The organism is Photobacterium sp. ABD4_091, assembly GCF_056160145.1.
In genome coordinates, this window is record NZ_JBSWWQ010000001.1 from 1055062 (window position 1) to 1078508 (window position 23447).

General features: G+C 53.5%; 22 protein-coding genes. 1 reads left to right on the forward strand and 21 read right to left on the reverse strand.

Translation table 11 applies throughout. From position 1 onward, the window contains the following. Positions 1-2 precede the first annotated feature (2 nt). From surE to rlmD, 10 genes are all read right to left on the reverse strand, one after another. Complete coding sequence (gene surE / locus ACXAGQ_RS04760; RefSeq protein ID WP_475252194.1) at positions 3-749, reverse strand: 5'/3'-nucleotidase SurE; 747 nt, start codon at positions 747-749, stop codon at positions 3-5. Further along, complete coding sequence (gene truD, locus ACXAGQ_RS04765) at positions 730-1794, reverse strand: tRNA pseudouridine(13) synthase TruD (RefSeq protein WP_475252196.1); 1065 nt, start codon at positions 1792-1794, stop codon at positions 730-732. Before truD ends, surE begins: the two co-directional genes overlap by 20 nt. Positions 1795-1857: 63 nt before the next feature. Further along, positions 1858-2331 (reverse strand): 2-C-methyl-D-erythritol 2,4-cyclodiphosphate synthase, encoded by a 474-nt coding sequence (gene ispF, locus ACXAGQ_RS04770; protein ID WP_475254667.1) that lies wholly within the window; start codon positions 2329-2331, stop codon positions 1858-1860. Next, on the reverse strand, positions 2331-3029 hold the full coding sequence (gene ispD / locus ACXAGQ_RS04775; protein WP_475252198.1) for a 2-C-methyl-D-erythritol 4-phosphate cytidylyltransferase: 699 nt from the start codon (positions 3027-3029) through the stop codon (positions 2331-2333). Before ispD ends, ispF begins: the two co-directional genes overlap by 1 nt. Positions 3030-3034: 5 nt before the next feature. After that, the gene (ftsB, locus tag ACXAGQ_RS04780) at positions 3035-3307 is read right to left on the reverse strand and encodes a cell division protein FtsB (RefSeq protein ID WP_475252200.1); all 273 of its coding nucleotides are present in this window, start codon (positions 3305-3307) and stop codon (positions 3035-3037) included. A gap of 177 nt (positions 3308-3484) precedes the next feature. Then, positions 3485-4786 carry a phosphopyruvate hydratase gene (gene eno, locus ACXAGQ_RS04785; RefSeq protein ID WP_044622522.1) on the reverse strand — a complete coding sequence of 434 codons (1302 nt, stop codon included), beginning with the start codon at positions 4784-4786 and terminating at the stop codon, positions 3485-3487. An 80-nt stretch (positions 4787-4866) separates the two neighbouring features. Then, the gene (locus ACXAGQ_RS04790; protein WP_107300815.1) at positions 4867-6507 is read right to left on the reverse strand and encodes a CTP synthase; all 1641 of its coding nucleotides are present in this window, start codon (positions 6505-6507) and stop codon (positions 4867-4869) included. Positions 6508-6706: 199 nt separating this feature from the next. After that, on the reverse strand, positions 6707-7516 hold the full coding sequence (gene mazG, locus ACXAGQ_RS04795) for a nucleoside triphosphate pyrophosphohydrolase (protein ID WP_475252202.1): 810 nt from the start codon (positions 7514-7516) through the stop codon (positions 6707-6709). Between the two features lie 74 nt (positions 7517-7590). Continuing rightward, positions 7591-9822, reverse strand: coding sequence for a GTP diphosphokinase (gene relA, locus ACXAGQ_RS04800; RefSeq protein ID WP_475252204.1), 2232 nt, complete (start codon positions 9820-9822; stop codon positions 7591-7593). A 32-nt stretch (positions 9823-9854) separates the two neighbouring features. Beyond that, positions 9855-11174 carry a 23S rRNA (uracil(1939)-C(5))-methyltransferase RlmD gene (rlmD, locus tag ACXAGQ_RS04805; protein ID WP_475252206.1) on the reverse strand — a complete coding sequence of 440 codons (1320 nt, stop codon included), beginning with the start codon at positions 11172-11174 and terminating at the stop codon, positions 9855-9857. A gap of 153 nt (positions 11175-11327) precedes the next feature. On the opposite strand from rlmD, the gene barA reads away from it, so the two are divergent. After that, a complete protein-coding gene (barA, locus tag ACXAGQ_RS04810) occupies positions 11328-14114 on the forward strand; it encodes a two-component sensor histidine kinase BarA (RefSeq protein WP_475252208.1) in 2787 nt (928 codons plus the stop codon). A gap of 148 nt (positions 14115-14262) precedes the next feature. Here the strand turns inward: barA and acpS are convergent, their stop codons facing one another. The 11 genes from acpS to rpoE form a co-directional block, all read right to left on the reverse strand. Then, entirely contained in the window at positions 14263-14643 is a 381-nt protein-coding gene (gene acpS / locus ACXAGQ_RS04815; RefSeq protein WP_475252210.1) for a holo-ACP synthase, read from the reverse strand. Next, positions 14643-15374, reverse strand: coding sequence for a pyridoxine 5'-phosphate synthase (pdxJ, locus tag ACXAGQ_RS04820; protein WP_475252212.1), 732 nt, complete (start codon positions 15372-15374; stop codon positions 14643-14645). The genes acpS and pdxJ overlap by 1 nt, the downstream gene beginning before the upstream one ends. Continuing rightward, the gene (gene recO, locus ACXAGQ_RS04825) at positions 15371-16081 is read right to left on the reverse strand and encodes a DNA repair protein RecO (RefSeq protein WP_107300921.1); all 711 of its coding nucleotides are present in this window, start codon (positions 16079-16081) and stop codon (positions 15371-15373) included. Before recO ends, pdxJ begins: the two co-directional genes overlap by 4 nt. Positions 16082-16089: 8 nt before the next feature. After that, entirely contained in the window at positions 16090-16995 is a 906-nt protein-coding gene (gene era / locus ACXAGQ_RS04830; RefSeq protein WP_317524321.1) for a GTPase Era, read from the reverse strand. Beyond that, positions 16992-17666, reverse strand: coding sequence for a ribonuclease III (gene rnc / locus ACXAGQ_RS04835; RefSeq protein ID WP_475252214.1), 675 nt, complete (start codon positions 17664-17666; stop codon positions 16992-16994). Before rnc ends, era begins: the two co-directional genes overlap by 4 nt. Before the next feature lie 10 nt (positions 17667-17676). Then, positions 17677-18576: a signal peptidase I gene (gene lepB, locus ACXAGQ_RS04840; RefSeq protein WP_475252216.1), complete on the reverse strand. Its 900-nt coding sequence runs from the start codon at positions 18574-18576 to the stop codon at positions 17677-17679. Positions 18577-18750: 174 nt separating this feature from the next. Continuing rightward, positions 18751-20547: a translation elongation factor 4 gene (lepA, locus tag ACXAGQ_RS04845; protein ID WP_475252218.1), complete on the reverse strand. Its 1797-nt coding sequence runs from the start codon at positions 20545-20547 to the stop codon at positions 18751-18753. Between the two features lie 79 nt (positions 20548-20626). Next, a complete protein-coding gene (locus tag ACXAGQ_RS04850; RefSeq protein ID WP_475252220.1) occupies positions 20627-21124 on the reverse strand; it encodes a SoxR reducing system RseC family protein in 498 nt (165 codons plus the stop codon). After that, positions 21121-22095, reverse strand: coding sequence for a sigma-E factor regulatory protein RseB (gene rseB / locus ACXAGQ_RS04855; RefSeq protein WP_475252222.1), 975 nt, complete (start codon positions 22093-22095; stop codon positions 21121-21123). The genes ACXAGQ_RS04850 and rseB overlap by 4 nt, the downstream gene beginning before the upstream one ends. Positions 22096-22109: 14 nt before the next feature. Beyond that, positions 22110-22769: an RseA family anti-sigma factor gene (locus ACXAGQ_RS04860; protein WP_475252224.1), complete on the reverse strand. Its 660-nt coding sequence runs from the start codon at positions 22767-22769 to the stop codon at positions 22110-22112. Positions 22770-22792: 23 nt separating this feature from the next. After that, on the reverse strand, positions 22793-23371 hold the full coding sequence (gene rpoE, locus ACXAGQ_RS04865) for an RNA polymerase sigma factor RpoE (RefSeq protein WP_039465260.1): 579 nt from the start codon (positions 23369-23371) through the stop codon (positions 22793-22795). Positions 23372-23447: the final 76 nt, after the last annotated feature.

Genomic DNA, 23447 nt, shown 5'->3' on the forward strand with positions numbered 1-23447 from the left:
AACTATTTCTCCTGTTGCTCAATCCACGTGCCAAGCCCTGCCAGCGCATCATGCGCAGTAAGGTCTACCTGCAGTGGGGTTATCGATACACATTGCTGTTCAATGGCATAAAAGTCAGTGCCCGGCCCAGCGTCCTGGCATGGCCCCGGGGGCCCGAGCCAGTAAAGCTCCTTGCCTCGGGGATCAATACCCTTGACCATATTCTCCGCGCGGTGGCGGGCGCCAAGGCGAGTGACCTGCCAGCTGCCCAATTCAGAATAAGCGACATCCGGGACATTGATATTTAGAATTTTATTGCTCGGCAGCGGCGCTGACTGCATTTTTTGCAGAACTTGCTTCACGACCTGTGCGGCCGTGTCAAAGTGCTGGTGCCCCACCAAGGAGACCGCAATAGCCGGCACACCAAGGAAGTGGCCTTCTGTTGCCGCTGCTACCGTACCAGAGTAAAGCACATCGTCACCTAGGTTGGCACCATGGTTGATGCCGGCAACAACCACATCCGGACGCTCGTCGAGCCATTCGTTAAGCGCAAAGTGGACACAGTCCGTCGGTGTTCCCTCGACCGAGATGCACTGATCGCCTTCGTGGCGGATCCGCAGCGGGTTATCCAGCGTCAACGAGTTTGACGCCCCCGAGCGATTGCGATCCGGGGCAACGACCGTTACCTCGCCGATCTCGCTCAATACCTCTGCCAAGGTATTGATCCCCTGGGCAAAGATACCATCGTCATTACTGATCAGAATTCGCATAGCTGCCTTCCTGTTGTTCCAGCTCAACCATCAGCTCGCGAACCACCGCCGTGGCAAAGCAACCCGCTGGTAGTGCAAAAGAAACCGTGACCGTATCCTCTTGCTGCTGCCAGGCCAAATCCTGCGGTTTAAGCAGCAACGGACGGCGCTCATGGCGCATGCGGTTGTCACGGATCAGCTTGAGCAACAGCGGCTCCTGCTCGGCAATCGCCATTTCAAAGTCTTCTGCCTGGCCACTGGTTGGCAGAGCATTGTCGCCCATCATCGGCGCCGTGATGCAAGCCGTACCGTTATCGACTGCTTGCTGCCACTTCGCGATATCTGACTCTACCAAACGGTCGCGGTCGTCACCCGCCACTTCCAGCAAGTCACCTTCGATAACGGTATGGACATTCTGCTGCTCGATACGGGCAGACAGGATCATGTTGAACAACCATGAACGTGCTGCCGACAGGTAGAAGCTGCGCTTGCTCTTGTCGCGCACGCGGAATTCATCATTACCCCAGGCACGGGCCTTGGTGACATTGTTGCCGCCGTGGCCAAAGCGCTGCTCGCCAAAGTAGTTAGGTACCCCAAGCTGCTTCACCTGCGCCAGACGGGCAATCACATCCTCTGGCTGGTCAAGCTCGCGCAATGTCAGCTGGAACCAGTTACCGGTTAAATCACCCGGGCGAAGCTTTTTGTCATGGCGGGCTGTTTCCAGCACTTCAACACCCGGATGCTCAGCGACAAACTGGGTCAGGTCAGGATCGGGTTTACCCGGCAAGTGGACGCTTAGCCATTGTTCGGTCACCGCGTGGCGATCTTTCAAGCCGGCCCAGCTGACATCACGCGATTTCACATCGCAGGCTTTGGCCAGTTCATTAACCACATACTTGGTGTTTTCACCGGTTTTGCGGATCTTCACCATGAAATGCTCGCCCACACCGGCAAACTCAAAGCCAAGGTTTTCCTTTACTACAAAATCTTCAGGCTCAACCTTAATGCGGCCCTGACAGCTAGGTTGTCCATATAACCAGCTGAAGTTGTCCATTACCGTAGACATAATTACACCATTCTTTAGCAGCACCGAGATGCCAGGAGGCAGGGCTGTCTCGCCCTACCCGATTTAATCTTTGTTGATCAGCACTACCGCTTCACAGGCAATGCCTTCTTTGCGCCCGGTAAACCCGAGGCGCTCCGAGGTGGTCGCTTTGACATTGATGTTCTCAATACCGGTTTCCAAATCCTCGGCAATCGCTTGGCACATGGCATCGATATGCGGTGCCATTTTCGGAGCCTGGGCAATAATGGTGACATCCAGGTTACCCAATCGGTAGCCTTTTGCTTTTACTTTGCGGTATACGTCGCGCAGCAACATACGGCTGTCAGCCCCTTCCCACTCGGCATCGGTATCAGGAAAATGGCGCCCGATATCACCGGCGCCAATCGCACCGAGCAATGCATCGCAAACGGCATGCAGCGCAACGTCACCGTCGGAGTGGGCGATCAGCCCCTGCTCATAGGGAATAGCAACCCCGCCGATAATTACCGGACCTTCGCCACCAAATTTATGCACGTCAAAGCCGTGTCCAATACGCATCATTGCTCTTCCTTCAATAAGTGTTGCAGATAAAATTCCGCGATGGCGAGATCTTCAGGCTGGGTCACTTTGAGGTTATCTGCCCGGCCCGCCACCAGCTTCGGTGCCATACCGCAATGCTCCAGCGCCGACGCCTCGTCAGTCACTACCGCCCCGTCAGCCAAGGCGGTTTCCAACGCTTGCTTCAATTGGCCGGCACGGAACATCTGCGGTGTTAATGCATGCCAGAGATCACTGCGCTCAACGGTGACTGCGATAGCTTGCTGGCCATTGCCACGTTTCATGGTATCGCGTACCGGCGCCGCCAAGATAGCACCACACTCACTAGCCTGTGCCCCATCTATCAGCTTTTGCAGATCCTGCTGGCGCAGACATGGGCGAGCGGCGTCATGGACCAGCACCCAGGCATCAGGGTCATCAATCGCTGCCAGGCCAGAAAAGACCGAGTCGGCCCGCTCAGCCCCGCCGTCGACACGGGTAACCCGTGGGTTATCCGCCAGCGGCAAGGTGGGGTAATACGGATCTTGCACGCCAATAGCCACGACAACCCGGTCGATCATCGGGTGCTGCAACAAACGGTCGATGGTATGTTCGAGAATTGTCTTGCCCGCAATGTGCAAATACTGTTTCGGTCGGTCCGCTGCCATCCGGCTACCCACACCTGCAGCCGGTACGACTGCGATCATTTTATCTTTCATGGAATTCAATCACTGACAATTCGGAAAAAGGTCTCATCGGTTCCGATCATGCCCAGTTCGTTACGGGCGCGCTCTTCGATGGCTTCCTGACCACGGTGCAAGTCATGGATTTCGAAATACATTTGCTGGTTACGCTGAACCAGTTCGGCATTAGCCTGTTGCTGGACAGCAACGTTATCGCGCACCGCAAGGTAGTCGACCATACCGTTTTTGCCGAGCCAGAAGTCATATTGTAACCAGCTGAGGATAGCCAGTAGCAGAAGGTTTAACAATCGCATTGCGCCCTCTCGGCAATGGTATAGGAAATTAAGCTAATGATAACAGATTGAAACACAAAGGCGTGTCAAGCTGCTGGAAATAATACCAAACTGAACAATAGTCTGCTCATAAAAAAACCGCCCATAGAGGGCGGTTTTTGAGTATCAGCTCGGGTTACCCCGATACGCAGCTTTTAATTAAGCTTGGCCTTTAACTTCTTTAAGACCGTTGTAAGGTGCTTTCTCACCTAGCGCTTCTTCGATACGGATTAGCTGGTTGTACTTAGCAACACGGTCAGAACGGCTCATAGAACCAGTCTTGATTTGGCCAGCAGCAGTACCTACCGCTAGGTCAGCGATAGTTGCATCTTCAGTTTCACCAGAACGGTGAGAGATAACTGCAGTGTAACCAGCGTCTTTAGCCATCTTGATAGCAGCTAGAGTTTCAGTTAGAGAACCGATCTGGTTGAACTTGATAAGGATAGAGTTAGCAACGCCTTTCTCGATACCTTGAGCAAGAATCTTAGTGTTAGTAACGAATAGATCGTCACCTACTAGCTGAATCTTGTCGCCTAGTAGTTCAGTCTGGTGCTTGAAGCCATCCCAGTCAGACTCGTCTAGACCGTCTTCGATAGAAACGATTGGGTACTCAGCAACTAGGCCAGCTAGGTAGTGGTTGAACTCTTCAGAAGTGAAGATCTTACCTTCGCCTTTCATGTTGTAGTTGCCAGCTTCTTTGTCGAAGAACTCAGATGCAGCACAGTCCATAGCAAGAGTAACGTCTTTGCCTAGCTCGTAGCCAGCTAGCTCAACAGCTTCTTTGATTGCAGCTAGAGCAGCAGCGTTAGACTCTAGGTTAGGAGCGAAACCACCTTCGTCACCAACAGCAGTGCTCATGCCTTTAGACTTAAGAACTTTAGCTAGGTTGTGGAATACTTCAGCACCGATACGTAGACCTTCTTTAAGAGTCTTAGCGCCAACTGGCTGGATCATGAACTCTTGGATGTCAACGTTGTTATCAGCGTGCTCACCACCGTTGATGATGTTCATCATTGGTAGAGGCATAGAGAACTGACCAGCAGTACCGTTTAGCTCAGCAATGTGCTCGTATAGAGGCATGCCTTTAGCAGCAGCTGCTGCTTTAGCGTTCGCTAGAGATACAGCTAGGATTGCGTTTGCACCGAAGTTAGATTTGTTTTCAGTGCCGTCTAGGTCAAGCATGATCTGGTCGATTTCAGCTTGTGCTTTAGCGTCTTTACCTACTAGAGCTTCCGCGATTGGGCCGTTCACAGCTTCAACAGCTTTAAGAACGCCTTTACCTAGGAAACGAGACTTGTCACCGTCGCGTAGCTCAAGAGCTTCACGAGAACCAGTTGATGCACCAGATGGTGCAGCAGCCATACCTACGAAACCGCCTTCTAGGTGAACTTCAGCTTCAACAGTTGGGTTACCACGTGAGTCAATGATTTCACGACCTAGAACTTTAACGATCTTAGACATTGTGTTTCCTCTTGCTTTATCTTCAAATTAAAAGCTAAAAAAATAGCTGCAGCCATCACTGCCACAGCTATCCGTAATCCTTACTTGTTAAGCTCACCGCGCTGGTTTGCACCAGCCGCTTTCACGAAGCCTTCAAATAGAGGGTGGCCATCGCGAGGCGTAGAGGTGAACTCAGGGTGGAACTGAGCGGCCACAAACCATGGGTGGTTCGGGATCTCGATGATTTCCACCAACTTCTTGTCTGCAGACAGACCAGAAATTTTCAGACCTGCTTTCTCTAGTTGAGGAAGTAGGTTGTTGTTTACTTCGTAGCGGTGACGGTGACGCTCATGAATCGTTGGGTTACCGTATAGTTCACGCGCTTTCGAACCTTCAGCCAAGTGACATAGCTGAGAACCAAGACGCATAGTACCGCCAAGGTCAGATTTTTCGGTACGCTCTTCAACGTTGCCTTCGCCATCAACCCACTCAGTGATCAGGCCAACAACCGGGTTCTTGGTATCAGCGTTAAACTCGGTAGAGTGAGCGCCCTCAAGACCCGCAACATTACGTGCGAATTCAATCAATGCCACCTGCATACCCAGGCAGATGCCAAGGTAAGGAATTTTGTTTTCACGGGCGTACTGTGCAGTTAGGATCTTGCCTTCTACACCACGGCCGCCGAAGCCACCAGGAACCAAGATAGCGTCAAGGCCTTGCAGCGCTTCTTCGCCTTTGCTTTCGACATCTTGCGAGTCAACGTACTTGATCTTAACAGATAGGCGGTTCTTCAGGCCTGCATGCTTCAGAGCTTCGTTCACTGACTTGTACGCATCTGGTAGTTCGATGTACTTACCCACCATACCGATAACAACTTCGGCAGTTGGGTTAGCTTCTTCGTAGATCACCTGTTCCCACTCAGAAAGATCAGCTTCCGGTGCTGTAATGCCGAAACGCTGACATACCAAGTCATCAAGACCCTGAGCCTTGATAAGCTGTGGGATCTTGTAGATGGAATCTACGTCTTTCATTGAAATAACGGCTTTTTCCTGAACATTACAGAACAGTGCAATCTTGGCACGCTCGTTAGCAGGGATCATACGGTCAGAACGACATACCAGGATGTCTGGCTGAATACCGATAGAAAGCAGCTCTTTCACAGAATGCTGGGTTGGCTTAGTTTTCACTTCGCCAGCCGCTGCCAGGTATGGTACTAGTGTCAGGTGCATGAACATAGCGCGCTCGCGGCCTAGTTCTACAGCTAGCTGACGGATAGCTTCCATAAATGGTAGAGATTCGATATCACCTACTGTGCCGCCTACTTCGACGATAGCAACGTCGTGGCCTTCTGCACCAGCAATAACACGCTCTTTGATCGCGTTGGTGATGTGTGGGATAACCTGAATCGTTGCACCTAGGTAGTCACCACGACGCTCTTTACGCAGTACATCAGCGTAAACACGTCCCGCAGTGAAGTTGTTGCGCTTAGTCATCTTGGTACGGATGAAACGCTCATAGTGACCTAGGTCAAGGTCAGTCTCTGCACCGTCTTCCGTTACGAATACTTCACCATGCTGAATCGGGCTCATTGTGCCTGGGTCAACGTTGATGTAAGGGTCTAGCTTCATCATGGTCACTTTTAGACCACGTGCTTCTAGAATAGCCGCCAGCGATGCTGCAGCAATACCTTTACCTAGTGAGGATACGACCCCGCCCGTAACAAAAATGTAATTCGTTGTCATGTTTTACCTGGAAGATTGGTATAGAGGATATAAAAAGTATCTGGACGGGAAATTAGTATACCAGACACACTTTATTGCCACAACGTGAAAACTATCACAGCACGTTTGGTTTTTTTTTGTTTCAAATCAAATCTACTAAACTAGGTGACTATCCTTTGACCATTCCTTCGTCCGAGCGCTACTATCCTCTCCACCTAGCCTACTTTGTCTTCAGCTCGTTACGCTTGACCTCATCCCAGATCGCATCCAGATATTCGAGGGTGCATTCGTCGAGGCGCATTCCTCTTTCTAGCACAGTTTTCTCCACTTCGCGAAAACGGCGCTCGAATTTTTGGTTGGCACGTTGCAGGGCCACTTCCGGTTTGACCTGTACATGACGACTGAAATTGGCAACAGCAAACAACAAATCACCCATTTCTTCTTCGACTTTAGCCTGATCAGGTGACACTTGGATGACTTCTTCCATTACCTCTTCAATTTCCTCGTGCACCTTGTCAACGACCGGTCCCAGGGTATCCCAATCAAAGCCATGTTTGGCACAGCGCTTCTGGATTTTATCGGCCCGGGTCAGCGCTGGCAGCGCGCGCGGAATGTTGGCAAGGACACTGCTATCCTCCCCTTTCGCTGATCGCTCCTTGGCTTTCTCCGCTTCCCAGTTGGCGTTGATGTCCGCCTCGTTGGCAAACTCAGTATCGGCAAACACATGGGGATGACGGCGAGTGAGTTTTTCGTTGATCCCCTCAACCACATCATCAAAATCAAACAGCCCCTGCTCCTTGCCGAGCTGGCTGTAGAAAATCACTTGGAACAGCAGGTCGCCCAGCTCTTCACGGACATCCTCCCAGTTCTGCTGCTCAATCGCATCGGCCACTTCGTAGGCTTCTTCCAAGGTATGCGGCACGATGGTGGCGAAGGTCTGCTTCAGATCCCACGGGCAGCCATTGTCCGGATCACGCAGCTTGGCCATGATCTCCACCAGTTGTTCGATAGGGCGTTGTGATTTACTCATAGGATTCATCTCTGTCTGCAAAAAGAAAAAGCGGCAGCCTTGGCTCCCGCTTTTGTCGTCAATTTTAATAGTGCTTAGTGTAGTCTTTTCGCCTCGGCGACGTCTCTCACCTGCTCGATGCGCTTGAGCACCCGGCTCAGCACTTCCAGGTCGGTCAGCTCGATATCGAAGTCCATGATCGACATCTGCTTCTTGTAATCGACCCGGCTCTTCATCCCCGCGACTTTGACCTTCTCGTTGGCCAAGGTATTGGTCAGCTCTTTGAGCAGACCGTTACGCTCAGCGGCGGTGACCCTGACCGTGATGTGGTAGTTGCCTACAAAGCCGCCGCCCCACACCGTGTCAATGATCCGCTCAGGCGCGACATGACGGAGCTCTTCAAGCTGCTCACAGTCGCTGCGGTGCACCGAGATCCCGCGCCCCTGGGTGACAAACCCCTGGATGTCATCGCCCGGGATTGGCTGGCAACAGCGGGCCAGGTGGGTCATCAGGTTATCGACCCCTTCCACCACCACCGCATCACGCTGGGGCTTCTTGGTGGTTGCCGGCTTGCTGCTGGCCTCGGTCAGCTTCTCAAGCAGCTGCTGGTCTTCTTCCTCGGCAGTCGGCTTGTTAACCAAGGCGTTTATGTGGTTGATCACCTGGTTGATACGCAGGTCGCCACTGCCGATACCGGCAAACAGCTCATCGGCCGAATTGACATTGAAGCGCTTGAGCGCGTATGCCTCGGCATCCTTCATGGTGGCGCCGATTTTGACCAGCTCGATTTCCAAGATTTCACGGCCAGCCAGGATGTTCTTGTCGCGATCCTGCTTGCGGAACCAAGCATGAACCTTGGAGCGGGCACGGCTGGAGTTGACAAAGCCGAGGTTCGGGTTCAACCAGTCGCGTGAAGGGTTCGGCTCTTTCTGGGTGATGATCTCTACCTGATCACCCATCTGCAGGTTGTAGGTAAACGGAACAATCCGCCCCTCAACCTTGGCACCGATACAGCGGTGGCCGACTTCCGAGTGGATGTGGTAGGCGAAATCCAGCGGCGTTGCATCAAGCGGCAAGTCAACCACATCACCTTTAGGCGTAAAGGCATAGACACGGTCATCGAATACCTGGCTGCGCAGCTCTTCGAGCATCTCGCCCGAATCGGACATCTCTTCCTGCCAGGCCAGCAGCTTACGCAGCCAGTTGATTTTCTCGTCATACGATGACTTGGCACCGCCCGACGATGAACCGCTTTCCTTGTACTTCCAGTGGGCCGCAACCCCGAGCTCCGACTCTTCGTGCATCTGCTTGGTGCGGATCTGGATTTCAATGGTCTTGCCTTCCGGGCCCAGCACCACAGTATGGATTGACTGGTAACCATTGGGTTTCGGGTTGGCGACGTAGTCGTCAAACTCTTTTGGCAAGTGACGGTACTTGGTATGCACGATACCCAGCGCGGCATAGCAGTCCTGGATTTCGTCAGCAATGATCCGCACCGCACGGACATCGAACAGCTCGTCAAACGCCAGGCTCTTCTTCTGCATCTTGCGCCAGATACTGTAGATATGCTTCGGACGCCCCTGCACATCGGCTTTGATAGCCGAGGCTTTCATGTCGTCGGCCAAGTCGGTCACGAAGTGCTCGATGTATTGCTCGCGGTCAATACGACGCTCGGACAGCTGCTTGGCAATCTGCTTGTAGGTCTCCGGGTGACGGTAGCGGAAGGCGTAGTCTTCAATTTCCCACTTGAGCTGACCGATACCCAGACGGTTTGCCAGCGGCGCATAGATGTTGGCACACTCTTTGGCTGCTGCCCTGCGTACATCGTCCGGCTCGTCTTTCACTTCGCGTAGGTTGCAGATCCGCTCGGCGAGCTTGATCACCACGCAGCGGAAATCATCAACCATCGACAGCAGCATACGGCGGATATTATCCACCTGGGCCGACTGCTCAGCGCCTTCCTTGGTGGCGTTGAGCTGGCCGATGGCTGCCATCTGGCTGACGCCAGTGACCATCTGCAAAATTGTATTGCTGTAGTCTTCCTTGAGTTGCTCATGGCTGTAAACGCCGGCTTCCACCAACGGGAACAGCAAAGCTGCCACCAGCGTATCTTTGTCCATGCTGAGCGTTACCAGGATCTCGACCATCTCGCGGCCACGCCATAGCAATAATGACGCGCGCTCGTCCTCTGTCGTTAAATCGATACATCGCTGATAAGTCTTAACCAGATGCTTCGTCACCTTTGCATCTTGCTTCAGGCTATCAACCCACGAAGAAAGCTCGAATGTATCATTTTCCTTTAAATGCGCACCGCGAACTGCGACCATTTTTCTATCCTGTTTACTCTAATATTCTGAGCCTATCGCTTGATAAATAACGCCATCGACTCCAAATGCCCGGTATGAGGGAACATGTCCATCATACCCAACCGTTCCAACTGATAACCTTCTTTCAGTAATACCTGGCTGTCTCGTGCCAGCGTTGCCGGATTACAGGAGACATACACCACCCGCTCCGGACCCAAATTTACCACGTGCTGCATAACACCAGCTGCACCGGCCCGGGCTGGGTCGAGCAAAACCTTACTGAATTTTTCTTTTGCCCACGATTTTGCCGTGACATCTTCTTCTAGGTTCGCTTGATAAAACTCAGCATTAACCTGTTGATTCTTTTTTGCATTCTCTGATGCACGATGCACCATCTCGTCGACGCCTTCAACACCAACCAGTGCTTTTGCTCGCTTTGCGAGCGGTAAACTGAAATTACCAAGCCCACAGAATAGATCAAGTACCCGGTCATCAGGTCCGACAGCCAACCAGTCCATGGCCTGCGCGACCATCTTCTGGTTCACCTTGCGGTTAACCTGGATAAAGTCTTTCGGCGAGAAAGCCAGCTCTAGGCCATCCAGCTCATAATAAGGTGCTGGCCCGGAAATGCTATCAAGAGCATCAGAAGTGGGCGCCAGGTACAACATTAGCTGGTGCTGGCCAGCAAACTGACGGATGGCGGTCATGTCTTTTTCAGAAAATGGCTGCAGATGGCGGATCAGTACCACCCGGCCGTTATCGGCCTCCACTAACTCGACATGGCCAAGGTGCTTGCGGCCCTTCAACTGGGATAATAGAGCCCGTAATGCCGGCAAAAGTTCATTCAGAGACTGCGCCAGCACCGGGCAATGCTCAACATCGACGATTTCCTTGCTCTGCTTTTTGCGAAAACCAATCTTTAGCTCACCGCCTTTTGGCATAATGCTCAAACGGGCACAGCGGCGGTATTGCCACTCATCACTGGTGATAGGAGCGACTTGCTCGACCTGCTCACCCGTGCGGGCAAATTTGCCCATCAGCTCTGACAGCGATTGCTGCTTGGCTGCCACCTGACCCTGATGAGATAAATGCTGCAGGTTACAACCACCACAATGGTCATAGATCGGGCAGGCCGGCGCAACGCGCTCACTGCTGTCGCTCAGGCGACGGATCACCTTGGCTCGGGCAAATTGCTTTTTGTCTTCCGTCAGCTGGATAATTGCCTTCTCCCCTGGCAATACGCCCTCGACAAACACCGGCTTGCGGTCGAGGTGGCCGATACCGGCACCTAGGTGGTCGAGCCGGCTGATAGTGATTTCTTTATGCTTGGTATCGGTTAATTTTCTTTTCTGAGGCTTGAAAAAGCGTGCCATAGTAATTGGATCCACGGAGCAATTTGCCCAAACTGGTGATTTCAACAACAGTTTAGGATGAGTTGATTGTCGAATAGCCTGACTTTCATTAAGCTAGCGGCCATAGATGGGATAATTGTCCCATAGAATCGCATTCTTGTAATTAAGAGAACCATGACCAAATATGGACTTCGTGCCAGGGTATTCACCCTGACATTAGCACCGACGCTGATTATTGGCCTGCTTTTGAGCGCTTTTTTTACCATGAGCCGATACCGCGATCTTGAACACCAGCTTATCTCGACCGGTGCCAGCATTATCGAGCCTTTGGCGATCTCCACCGAATATGGCATGGCCGACCAAAACCGCGAGGCCGTGCGCCGGCTGATCAGCTATGCCCACCGCAAGCATTCGCAAATCGTGCGCAGTATTGCGGTTTTCAATACCAACAACGAGCTGTTCGTCACCTCGAATTTCCACCGTAACTTCGAGGCACTGATGTACCCGGAGGATCAACCGATCCCGATGCTGCTGGATACCCGGCTCAACGAGAACTCGCTGATCCTGCGCGCGCCGATCCTCAAAGAAGGCCAGTTCAGCAATTCATCGGTTCCCGGCTACCAAGCCGAAGTCCTCGGCTATATCTCCCTTGAGCTCGACTTGAGTGCCCTGCGCCTCCAGCAGTACCAAGAAGTATTTACCGCGCTGATGGTGCTGCTGCTCGGCCTGACGCTGTCATCCCTGTTTGCCTACCGGCTGATGAAAGATGTCACCCGCCCTATCTCGCACATGGTGAGCGTGGTCGACCGGATCCGCCGCGGCCACCTTGATGTCCGTATCGAGGGCCAGCTTCTGGGCGAGCTCGATACCCTGAAAAACGGCATCAATGCGATGGCGATTTCGCTGTCTGAATACCATATCGAGATGCAGCAGAGCATCGACCAGGCGACGTCTGACCTACGCGAGACGCTGGAACAGCTGGAAATCCAGAACGTTGAATTGGATATCGCCAAGAAGCGGGCGCAGGAAGCGGCACGGGTCAAGTCCGAGTTCCTGGCCAATATGTCGCACGAGCTGCGTACCCCGCTCAACGGGGTGATCGGCTTTACCCGCCAGATGCTCAAGACCCGGCTCAGCACTAGCCAGCAGGACTACCTGCAGACCATCGAGAAGTCGGCCAACAACCTGCTGACCATCATCAACGATATCCTCGACTTCTCCAAGCTGGAAGCCGGCAAGCTGCTGCTTGAAAACATCCCGTTCGACTTTACCGAGTCCCTCGATGAAGTCATGAAGCTGCTTGCCCCGAGCGCCCACGAAAAAGGGCTGGAGCTGACTCTCAAAGTCGACCACCGTATTCCAAGCGGCATGATTGGCGACCCGCTCCGTATCCAGCAGGTTCTGACCAACCTGATCGGCAACGCAGTGAAGTTCACCGAGCGCGGCAATATCGATGTGTCAGTTGAACTCAAGACCGAGCGAGACGAGAGCCTCGAGCTGCAGTTTATGGTGCGTGATACTGGGATCGGGATCTCGGAGCGCCAGCAGGCCCAGCTGTTCCAAGCCTTCAGCCAAGCCGATGCCAGCATCTCCCGCCGCTATGGCGGAACAGGCCTTGGCCTTGTGATCACCCAGAAGCTGGTCAGCCAGATGGGCGGCGAAGTCAGCCTGACCTCGCGCCTGCACCAGGGCTCGACCTTCTGGTTCAGTCTGCGCTTGAACAAGACCGATCTGCCAGTATCGCAACCTATCGACACCCACTCGTTGATGAACAAGAAGCTGCTGCTTATCGAGCCGAACATGCAGGCAGCATCGGTGATCCAGCAGCGTTTGATCCGCGCCGGCATCCATGTCACATACCGCTCGAGTATGCCAGACGATGCCGAGCAGCATGACTTTGCCCTGCTCAACCTATCGCCGGGCGAACAACCGCCAATCGCCACCTTGCTCGACCAGGTCTTCAAAGCCGAACAGCTGAGTGAGAAAGTGGTCGTTAGCCTGCCGACCACCGAGCTGGCGCTGTCAGAGCGCCTGATTAATGCCGGGGTAACCTCCTGCCTGCCTAAGCCGCTGGGGCATCGCAAGCTGTTCGAGGCGCTGGTCAGCGAGCCCGATCCGTTCAGCGAGCCGGAGCCACAGCCAATCACTACCGAAGCGCCGAGCATCCAGCCGCTAACGGTTATGGCGGTTGATGACAACCCGGCCAACCTCAAGCTGATCTCCGCCCTGCTGTGCGAGCGGGTAGAGACAGTGATCACCGCCAGCGGCGGTCGCAAAGCGGTAGAGTACGCCCACCAGAAAGAGTTTGATTTGATCTTCATGGATATCCAGATGCCGGAGATGGACGGTGTCACCGCCTGCCAGGAGATCCACAAGACCGACCTCAACCATTCAACCCCGGTGATTGCCGTTACCGCCCACGCCATGGCCGGCGAGCGCGAACGCCTGATTGAAGCGGGGATGGATGACTACCTGACCAAACCTATCGAAGAACGGATCCTGCAGCAGATCCTCGCCAAGTGGACCACACCGCACGACAAGCCGGTGACTGAGCTCAATGCGCCGCAGCAGGAACCAGTAGAGGTTGAAGAAGAAAAAAGTGAGGCGCCAGCTCCAGTGAATAGCAATGTCAGCTGGGACTGGGATCTGGCCTTGAAGCAAGCCGCAGGCAAAGAGGATCTCGCCAAGGACATGCTGCAAATGCTGCTCGACTTCATGCCGGAAGTGGAAATGCTGGTCAACGAAGCACTCGACGGCAAGGATATCGAGTTGTGGCCGCCAATCCACAAGCTCCATGGCAGCTGTGCCTACAGCGGCGTTCCCCGCCTAAAGAGCCTGTGTCATACCATAGAAACCGAGCTCAAGGTTGGTGCCAGCACCGACGATATCGAACCCGAACTGTTCGAACTCATCGACGAGATGAACAACGTGGTCAAGGCATCGAAGGCTTATAGGCATTAAAGATCCTAGGTACGGGATCCTAGTTCCTAGGGGAAAGCGCTATACGAAATACAAAAAAAGCGAGTCAACTGACTCGCTTTTTCTTTTCAAGCTGTTAGCTCTTGCTTTGCCTAGGCACTAGGTTCCAGGATCTCGCCACCAGATTATTTTACGACTCCAGCACCACCGTTGCGACCGCGTACTTCTTCTCGTCGGCAATAGTCAGGTGGACATGGTTGACCCCCATCGCCGCGGCGAGTTCAGCCGCCCTACCCGACAAAGCCAGCAAGGGCTTGCCGCGCTCGTCATTGGTGACAGTGAAATCGTGGAAGCTCACCCCGCAGGCAATGCCGGTGCCCAGTGCTTTCGAGGCCGCTTCCTTGACCGCAAAACGCTTGGCCAGGTAGCGCCCCTGGTGCTTGAGCGACTGGTAGACCTCGTATTCAGCCGGTGCCAGCAGGCGCTGGGCAAAGGCATCACCGGTGCGGGCGAAGGCTTTCTCCACCCGCTCGATATCGGCGATATCCGTCCCCAAGCCAACAATCGCCATTAGCGGCGGGCACTCAGCATTTCAGCACGCATATCAGCAACGGCTTTCTCCAGGCCGTCAAATACCGCACGGCCAATGATAGAGTGGCCGATATTCAACTCGTACAGCTCTGGCAGTGCCGCAATCGGCTTCACATTGTGGTAAGTCAGGCCGTGGCCAGCATTAACCTTAATGCCCTGGTCGTCAGCGTAGCTCGCTGCAGCGGCGATCTTCTTCAGTTCGGCCTGCTGCTCTTCTTCCGTCTCGGCATCGGCGTAATGGCCGGTATGCAGCTCGATGTAAGGGGCGCCACAGGCTACCGCCGCATCAATCTGGGCACGGTCGGCATCGATGAACAGGGAAACCTTGATACCGGCTTCGGTCAGGGTCGCGGTTGCCGTTTTGATTTTTTCCAGCTGGCCTGCCACATCCAAGCCGCCCTCAGTGGTCAGCTCTTCACGCTTCTCCGGTACCAGGCAAACAAACTCCGGCTTGGTGTCCAGCGCAATCTGGACCATCTCATCGGTTACCGCCATTTCCAGGTTCATGCGGGTCTGGATAGTCTCGCGCAGAATGCGCACATCGCGGTCGGTGATGTGGCGGCGGTCTTCGCGCAGGTGGATGGTAATACCGTCTGCTCCGGCACGCTCAGCCACCTCGGCCGCGTGCACCGGATCAGGATAACGGGTGCCACGGGCATTACGCAGAGTCGCAATATGGTCGATATTCACGCCGAGTAAGATGTTGTTCATTTTCCGGTACTCCTTCCTCTAGGGATAAACAATTCCCTGCTTTTTAATGGCTTGCCGCCCAAATAAGGCTTCAGGGCGATTCGGGTGAAACGCTTGGCTGCCCGGAGCTGATCCGGGTTCTCGAACCGCCGCGCGGCAATCGCCTTTAGTTGTCCACCGGTGAAGGTCAGCTGGCCGACCGTCAGCGAGGCGATAAACCCCCGTTGTTCCCGGTAGTTATAAGTCATGGTGTCATCCACCGGCAGGCCGCTGCCCGCGCAGTGGAGGAAGTCCACACCATAGCCGAGATGATCCAGCAAAGCCAGTTCAAAACGGCGCAGTGCAGGCTCTGGATTCTCCGCCTGTGCCAGCTCACGCAGCACATTCAGGTAATCCAGAAACAACACAGGGTAAGGGGTATCAGTTTCCAGCACCCGTGCCAGCAACTCATTGACGTACATCGCCGAATACAGGATATAGCTGCGCATTGGCAGGCCGATACTGATCGGCTCGGCATGGGTTAATACAGGCATGGAACCTTTGCCGGACCATTTCATGAAGAGCGGGGTGAAGGGCTGGAGTGCCCCTTTGAGGTTAGAGCGCTTGCGGCGCGCGCCCTTCGAGAGAAGGGTAAGACGGCCCGAGTCCTCGCTGAAGACGTCGAGGATCAGGCTCGTCTCGCTATAAGGACGAGTATGAAGGACAAAACAACGCTGAAGCCCTTCCATTCGCTACCTTATAGATCGTCAATATAGCCTAGGCTACGCAGGGCACGTTCGTCATCCGCCCAACCGGATTTCACTTTAACCCAAAGCTCAAGGTACACCTTGCGCTCGAACAGATCTTCCATGTCGATACGGGCTTCGCGGCCGATGGTCTTGATCTTGTCACCACCCTTGCCGATCACCATTTTCTTCTGGCCTTTACGCTCAACCAGGATCAGGCCATTGATATCAAAGCCATCGGTATCCGGGTTGTAGTCAAAACGCTCGATTTCCACTGTGATCGAATATGGCAACTCGTCGCCAGTAAAGCGCATCAGTTTCTCACGGATGATTTCTGACGCCATGAAGCGCTGAGAGCGGTCGGTCACATACTCTTCAGGGAAGTAGTATTCACCTTCAGGCAGGTGCTCGCGAACGATTTTCTCCACCGCATCGATGTTGGTGCCGTGCTTCGCCGAAACCGGCACCACGTCGACAAACTCCATCTTGCTCGATAGCTCCTGCAAGTGAGGGAACAGTTCGTGCTTGTCTTTGACGTTGTCGACCTTGTTGACCAACAGCACGGTACGCAAGCCAGACTTGGCCAGCTTGTTAAGTACCATCTCATCGTCTTTGGTCCACATGGTACCGTCAACCAAGAACAATACCAGCTCAACATCCGTCAGCGAGCTGCTGGCAGCACGGTTCATCAAGCGGTTGATGGTACGCTTCTCTTCGATGTGAAGGCCCGGGGTATCGACGTAAACCGCCTGGTAACCGTCACGGGTATCAACACCCATGATGCGGTGGCGCGTGGTCTGGGGTTTACGCGAAGTAATAGAGAGCTTCTGGCCTACTAGGCGATTCAGGAGCGTCGATTTGCCAACGTTCGGGCGGCCAACGATGGCAATGAAGCCACAATGTTGCTTGTCTGTCATGATTCCAACTGCTTAAGTGCAATTTCTGCCGCTGCCTGCTCTGCCTTGCGCCGGCTGCCGCCTTTACCGATAACAGGTTTCTCCAAACCTGCCACTTCACACTGCACCGTAAACTCTTGGTTGTGCGCCTCGCCATGCACCTTGGTCACCGTGTAGGCTGGCAATGGCTGGCGACGCCCCTGCAGGCACTCCTGCAGGCGGGTTTTCGGATCTTTCTGGTTGATGCCCGGCTTGATAGTTTCAAGGCGAGACTGGTACCAGCGAAGCACGATGCCACGCACATTTTCGATATCGCTATCAAGGTAGATGGCACCGATGATTGCCTCGACACAGTCTGCCAGGATCGAATCACGGCGGAAGCCACCGCTTTTCAGCTCACCTGGGCCGAGCAGCAAGTGATCACCCAGGTCGAACTCGCGGCCCAACTCTGCTAATGTCTTACCGCGCACCAGCGTGGCACGCATGCGGCTCATGTCGCCCTCGTCCACAGCCGGGAAGCGGTGGTAGAGGTCGTCGGCAATCACGAAGCTGAGGATCGAGTCACCCAGGAACTCAAGGCGTTCGTTGTGTGTCCCGTTGGCACTGCGGTGTGTCAGTGCCAAAGTCATCAAGTCTAGATTGTTAAATTGGTAACCCAGCTTACGCTGAAGTCTGTTTGCAGGAGTGGTCATTTTTTCCCGATCAGTTTATGCCACCGATGCGACTGAATCGCACACCGGTAGGAATCCAAGATGGAAGTACACTGTCAGCACCTCGTTCAAACTCAAAGCTGATCCAGATCCCGACCGCTTTGCCCACTAGGTTAGCTTCAGGTACGAAGCCCCAGTAACGGCTGTCTGCACTGTTGTCGCGGTTGTCACCCATCACGAAATATTGGCCTTCCGGTACTACCCACTCACTGACACCCGGACGAGGCTGGTAGGCCAGCGTACGGTCGCGCTTGAGTGGATGAACCAGGATCTGGTGCTCATGTTCGCTCAACTGCTCGTTGAACTGCACCAAACGGGTCATGCCCTGGCTAAATTCGCTGTCGGTCATCTCTGTCAATGGTACTGGCTTACACTCGTTCGACCCTTTGGTCGCCACACAAAGTTGTTTGTGGGCACTGTAGCGAACGGTGTCGCCCGGCAAGCCAACGACGCGCTTGATGTAATCGATGTTCGGTTGAGGCGGGAACTTGAATACCACGATATCACCGCGCTCTGGTTCACCGGTTTCAACCATTTGGTGGCGGAAAACCGGGTCTTTCAGACCGTAGGCAAACTTCTCAACCAGAATAAAATCACCGACCAGCAAGGTCGGCATCATCGAACCGGATGGGATCTGGAACGGCTCATAAATAAATGAGCGAAATACCATAATAAGCGCGATCACCGGAAACATCGAACTGGCAGATTCTACCCAGCTCGGTTGCGGTGCCACGGCCTGTAGGGTTTTGGCATCCACCTGTTCGCCGGCATTGACAGCCGCCGCTTCAATTTTCAATTGACGTTTCGGCGCCCAGATAAATTTATCCAGAGCCCAAATGATCCCGGTCACCAGCGTTGCCAGCACCAAGATAAGCGAAAAAGTATTTGCCATTATCTTCCCTACTTATATCAACTACCGAGAAAACAGCGCCGGCCACTGCCATTACAGCCTACTCGATATAACAATGCAGCAAGACGGGCTTGCTGCATTGCTTATGTTATCAATGTCTTTGCTAATGGTAACAAGGTGTACACAAAAGCGTCCAGTGATAACAATACGTTATAGTTACTTGTCTTTGCCTACATGCAAGATAGCAAGGAAAGCTTCCTGTGGCAGTTCGACGTTACCGATCTGCTTCATTCGCTTTTTACCTTCCTTCTGCTTCTGCAGGAGCTTCTTCTTACGGCTCACGTCACCGCCGTAACACTTGGCGATAACGTTCTTACGCAACTGCTTCACCGTCGAACGGGCGATGATGTGGTTGCCGATAGCTGCCTGAATAGCGATATCGAACATCTGGCGAGGAATGAATTCCTTCATTTTCTCAACCAAGTCACGTCCACGGTACTGGGCGTTGTCTTTGTGAGTAATGATGGCCAGAGCATCGACGCGGTCACCGTTCAATAGGATATCAACGCGAACCATGTCTGATTCTTCGTAACGCTGGAAGTTGTAATCCAGTGACGCATAGCCACGGGACGTCGACTTCAGGCGGTCGAAGAAATCCAGAACCACTTCTGACATCGGGATATCGTATGTCAGGGCAACCTGGTTACCGTGGTAAACCATATCAACCTGCGTACCACGCTTCTCAACACACAAGGTGATCACGTTACCCAGGTAGTCACTTGGTACCAGGATATTACAGCGGGCGATCGGTTCACCGACAACTTCAATGTCATTCACAGCCGGTAGCTTAGACGGGCTATCAACGTAGATCATTTCACCATCGGTCTTCTTCACCTCATACACTACAGTCGGTGCTGTGGTGATCAGATCCAGGTTGTATTCACGCTCCAGGCGCTCCTGGATGATTTCCATGTGCAGCATACCAAGGAAGCCACAGCGGAAACCAAAGCCAAGCGCCGCAGAGCTTTCTGGCTCGTAGAACAACGAGGCATCGTTCAGGCTCAGCTTGCCCAGTGCATCACGGAAGTTCTCGTAGTCATCAGATGAGACTGGGAACAGGCCGGCATAAACCTGTGGTTTCACTTTCTGGAAACCTGGCAATGGCGTCTCGCTGCCGTGCTTGGCATGGGTCAAGGTATCACCCACTGGCGCACCAAGGATGTCCTTGATACCACAAACAACCCAGCCTACCTCGCCAGTACGCAGGATATCAGTATCAACCTGCTTCGGCGTGAAGATACCAATACGGTCAACACCCCATACCTGGCCGGTACTCATTACCTTGATCTTGTCATTCTTCTTCAGCTCGCCGTTTTTGATACGAACCAGAGAGACAACACCTAGGTAGTTATCAAACCATGAGTCGATAATCAGTGCCTGAAGCGGTGCGTCAGGATCGCCTTCCGGCGCAGGGATCGCAGATACGATATTCTCTAGAACATCGTCAACACCCAGACCGGTCTTCGCTGAACAGCGAGTCGCTTCTAGGGCATCGATACCCACGATTTCTTCAATTTCTTCTGCTACGCGCTCAGGGTCGGCTGCAGGCAGGTCAATCTTGTTCAAGATTGGCACTACTTCCAGATCCATTTCAATGGCGGTGTAACAGTTAGCCAGGGTCTGTGCTTCTACCCCCTGGCCGGCATCAACCACCAGCAGCGCACCTTCACAGGCTGCTAGAGAGCGAGATACTTCGTATGAGAAGTCCACGTGCCCCGGGGTGTCGATAAAGTTAAGCTGGTAAGTTTCACCATCTTGGGCTTTATAGTCGAGCGTCACGCTCTGAGCCTTGATGGTAATACCGCGTTCGCGTTCAAGATCCATGGAATCAAGAACCTGAGCAGCCATTTCACGATCGGAAAGGCCGCCACAGACTTGAATCAGACGGTCGGATAGGGTCGACTTACCATGGTCGATATGTGCAATAATCGAAAAGTTACGAATGTGCTTCATGAATTGGCGTGACTAACTCGTGATTAATAAATGAATGGGATCTACAGATCAAGTTGACGGATTCTACCGAATTTCGCCGCTAGTCGCTATCTTTCGATGCGCCATTTATCGCCAACCCTGCAGAAACCGGACTTCCCAGTACCCGAATAAGGTGAGGTTTGTAGGCTAAATCCCCTTCCACCCTCACCGCCAGGCGCCTTGCCAGCCATAAACCAAAGGCTGCACAGCCAAGTGCGGTCAGTATCACTCCCAGCTCACCGCCACCTGCCAGCACCACAAACCACCACTGGCCCAGCGCTGCACCTAGCACTAAGCATAGCAAAGGCAGCACATAAACCAGTGCTGCGGAATGAAGCATACTGCGTTCGGACAAACCGATTTCAACCACATCACCGACCTTGGCCGGTTTATCGGTCGCTATCTTGAGTTGGTGCTGACGTCCCGGCAGTGCCTTGCTGACAATGCCGGTCCCGCAGCTATCGCGGGAAGCACAGCTGCCACAGCTGGTTTGCTGCTGGCAGCTGACAGTGATCTCGCCGGGTTTGGCGGCAATCACTTCAGCAAGGGAGCGCATCATGGGGTTTGGCTCCCCGCCGCATCAAATACCACGGATTCCGCCACCCGGCGGGCTGTTGCCGGTGGGATATCACCGACGACCGTCACTTCTTTATCATTCATCAAATAGCTATGCAGGGTACGACGGCCTTGGCGCACCAGTTGTTCCCTGACGGTAAAGTTATCCGCCGAAGAGATGTAGATAGAGAAACTGAACAAGCCATCGCTGTACATTTTGCTCTCGACAGGGCGCTCGGTCATCATCAGACGGTGGCGATTGCGAGAAATCGACTCAAACCCTTGCGGCAGCCAGTTAACCTGCCAGTCAAGATCAGCCTGGGGCTGAGGGGGCAACTGTACCACAGCAGGCAGGTCGACGCTCTTGAGGCTTTTCAGTACATCGGCCACTTTAGGGTTGATGACATATGATACCGCCCGGTACTGCTCCAGCGGCTCGCCGTCACGGTCAAGCAAGTCGGCACGCATCACCAATTTGCTGCGGGTATCAATCCATAACAAGTAGGAGTAACGGGCACCATCTTTGGGCGCGATGCGCACCACATCACAGGCCACGCCTGCTTCACGGGCACGCCCCATCGAAATGAAATCGTAGTAGCCGGCCAACTCATTGATGTCGGTTTTCATGATCGGCGGCAGCGGTGCCACCATCTTGTTGCTGTCGATGGTAAACGGGTCTAGGCCCGGCTCGAAGTAGCTGACTTCATCACCGCGCTGGATAACCTCACGCGGCGGGCCGCTGAGGTAAACCAGGTGCGCATAGGTCTCGCCATCTTCCAGAGCATGGCGATAGCGCAGGGGTTCAATACTGTTTTTCTTGATTAAGATATACGACAGCTCATAGCTGAGCTTGCGGCTAGCCTCGTCCATTTGATGTAACAAAGCCTCGGCAGAAGAAACCGGTTCTTCCGCAGAGGCTTGGCACGGCATCGCGAGGCTGACCAGTGTCAATACACCGACCAGGAGTCTCTTCATTTATCCGCCATCGATTAATTCACTTCGAGCATTGTACGGTCAATAGAACCGTCTTCCGCGTTGAGACGAAGCTGTAATTCATAATCCTGCAACATGGCATTGATGCGGCGACGTTGTTCCATCACCTGCTCTTCGCTCGGCCCGGCATGGCGATTCGAGCGAACAGAATCACGTGTCAAACTTACAGGTTCAGCAGTGCCCGCAAATGGAATAGTTTCTAAAACGGGTAGTTGTGCTTCCCCTGCCGACGTGGTCAATGACTCTTCACCGCCGTTGTATTGTTGGACACCAACAATCACTGCCAGAGAAACACTTGCGGCAACTGCCACCTGTCCGAACTGGGTAAACCAAGCCGGCATCTTACGTTTAGCTTGCTGAGGCGTCGGCTGAGCTTCTTCAACCCGGGCCTCGCGTGCCGTGGCAATCGAAACCACCGAGGCAGGCTCTGCCTGTATCTGACCTGTATGAGCAGGTTCATCTTCCAGCGCCAGTGCTACCTTAGCCGCAATGTCCCATTCCTTGTTTTGCGGTGCTTCCCCGCGCATCACATCACCTATAAGGTTGAAGTTCTGCCAGGTCTGCTGACTGTCTTCATCGACAGCCAATGCATTAATAATGCCCTGATCCAGCTCTTCGCCATCAAGCAATGACGAGATTTTTTCTTTATCAGCCATCTTTTTCACCGTTTGGCCCAACACTATCGCTGTGTAAGAGGTCGAATACGTTTTTCAACCGCCTCTCGCGCACGAAATATTCGGGAGCGAACTGTACCGACGGGACACCCCATGACCTCTGCAATTTCCTCATAGCTTAAGCCTTCTAGCTCGCGCAAGGTGATCGCAGTTTTGAGATCATCCGGTAATCCTTCAATGGTACTGAAAACTACCCGCCTTAATTCATCAGACAACATTTGGTTCTCAGGGTTCGAAATTTCTTTCAGTGCATTACCACTTTCATAATATTCCGCATCCTCCGCATCCACATCGGATGCAGGTGGACGGCGTCCCTGAGCCACCAAGTAGTTTTTTGCTGTATTGACAGCAATACGATAAAGCCATGTATAAAACGCACTCTCACCCCGGAAGGTCGGCAATGCCCGGTACGCCTTAATAAATGCTTCCTGAGCGACATCCGGCACATCGCCGGAGTTGCTGACATATCTGGCAACAAGGTTGCACACCTTATTCTGGTATTTCACTACCAGTAGGTTGAAAGCCTGCTTGTCACCGCGCTGTACCCGCTCAATTAATACCTGATCAGTTTGCTGCTCGCTCATTCGAGCGTGTACTCCTATATCAATTTCACCCGCATTTTTATCGTTATCCCGGCCGGGTCCCCAAAACAAACTCTCT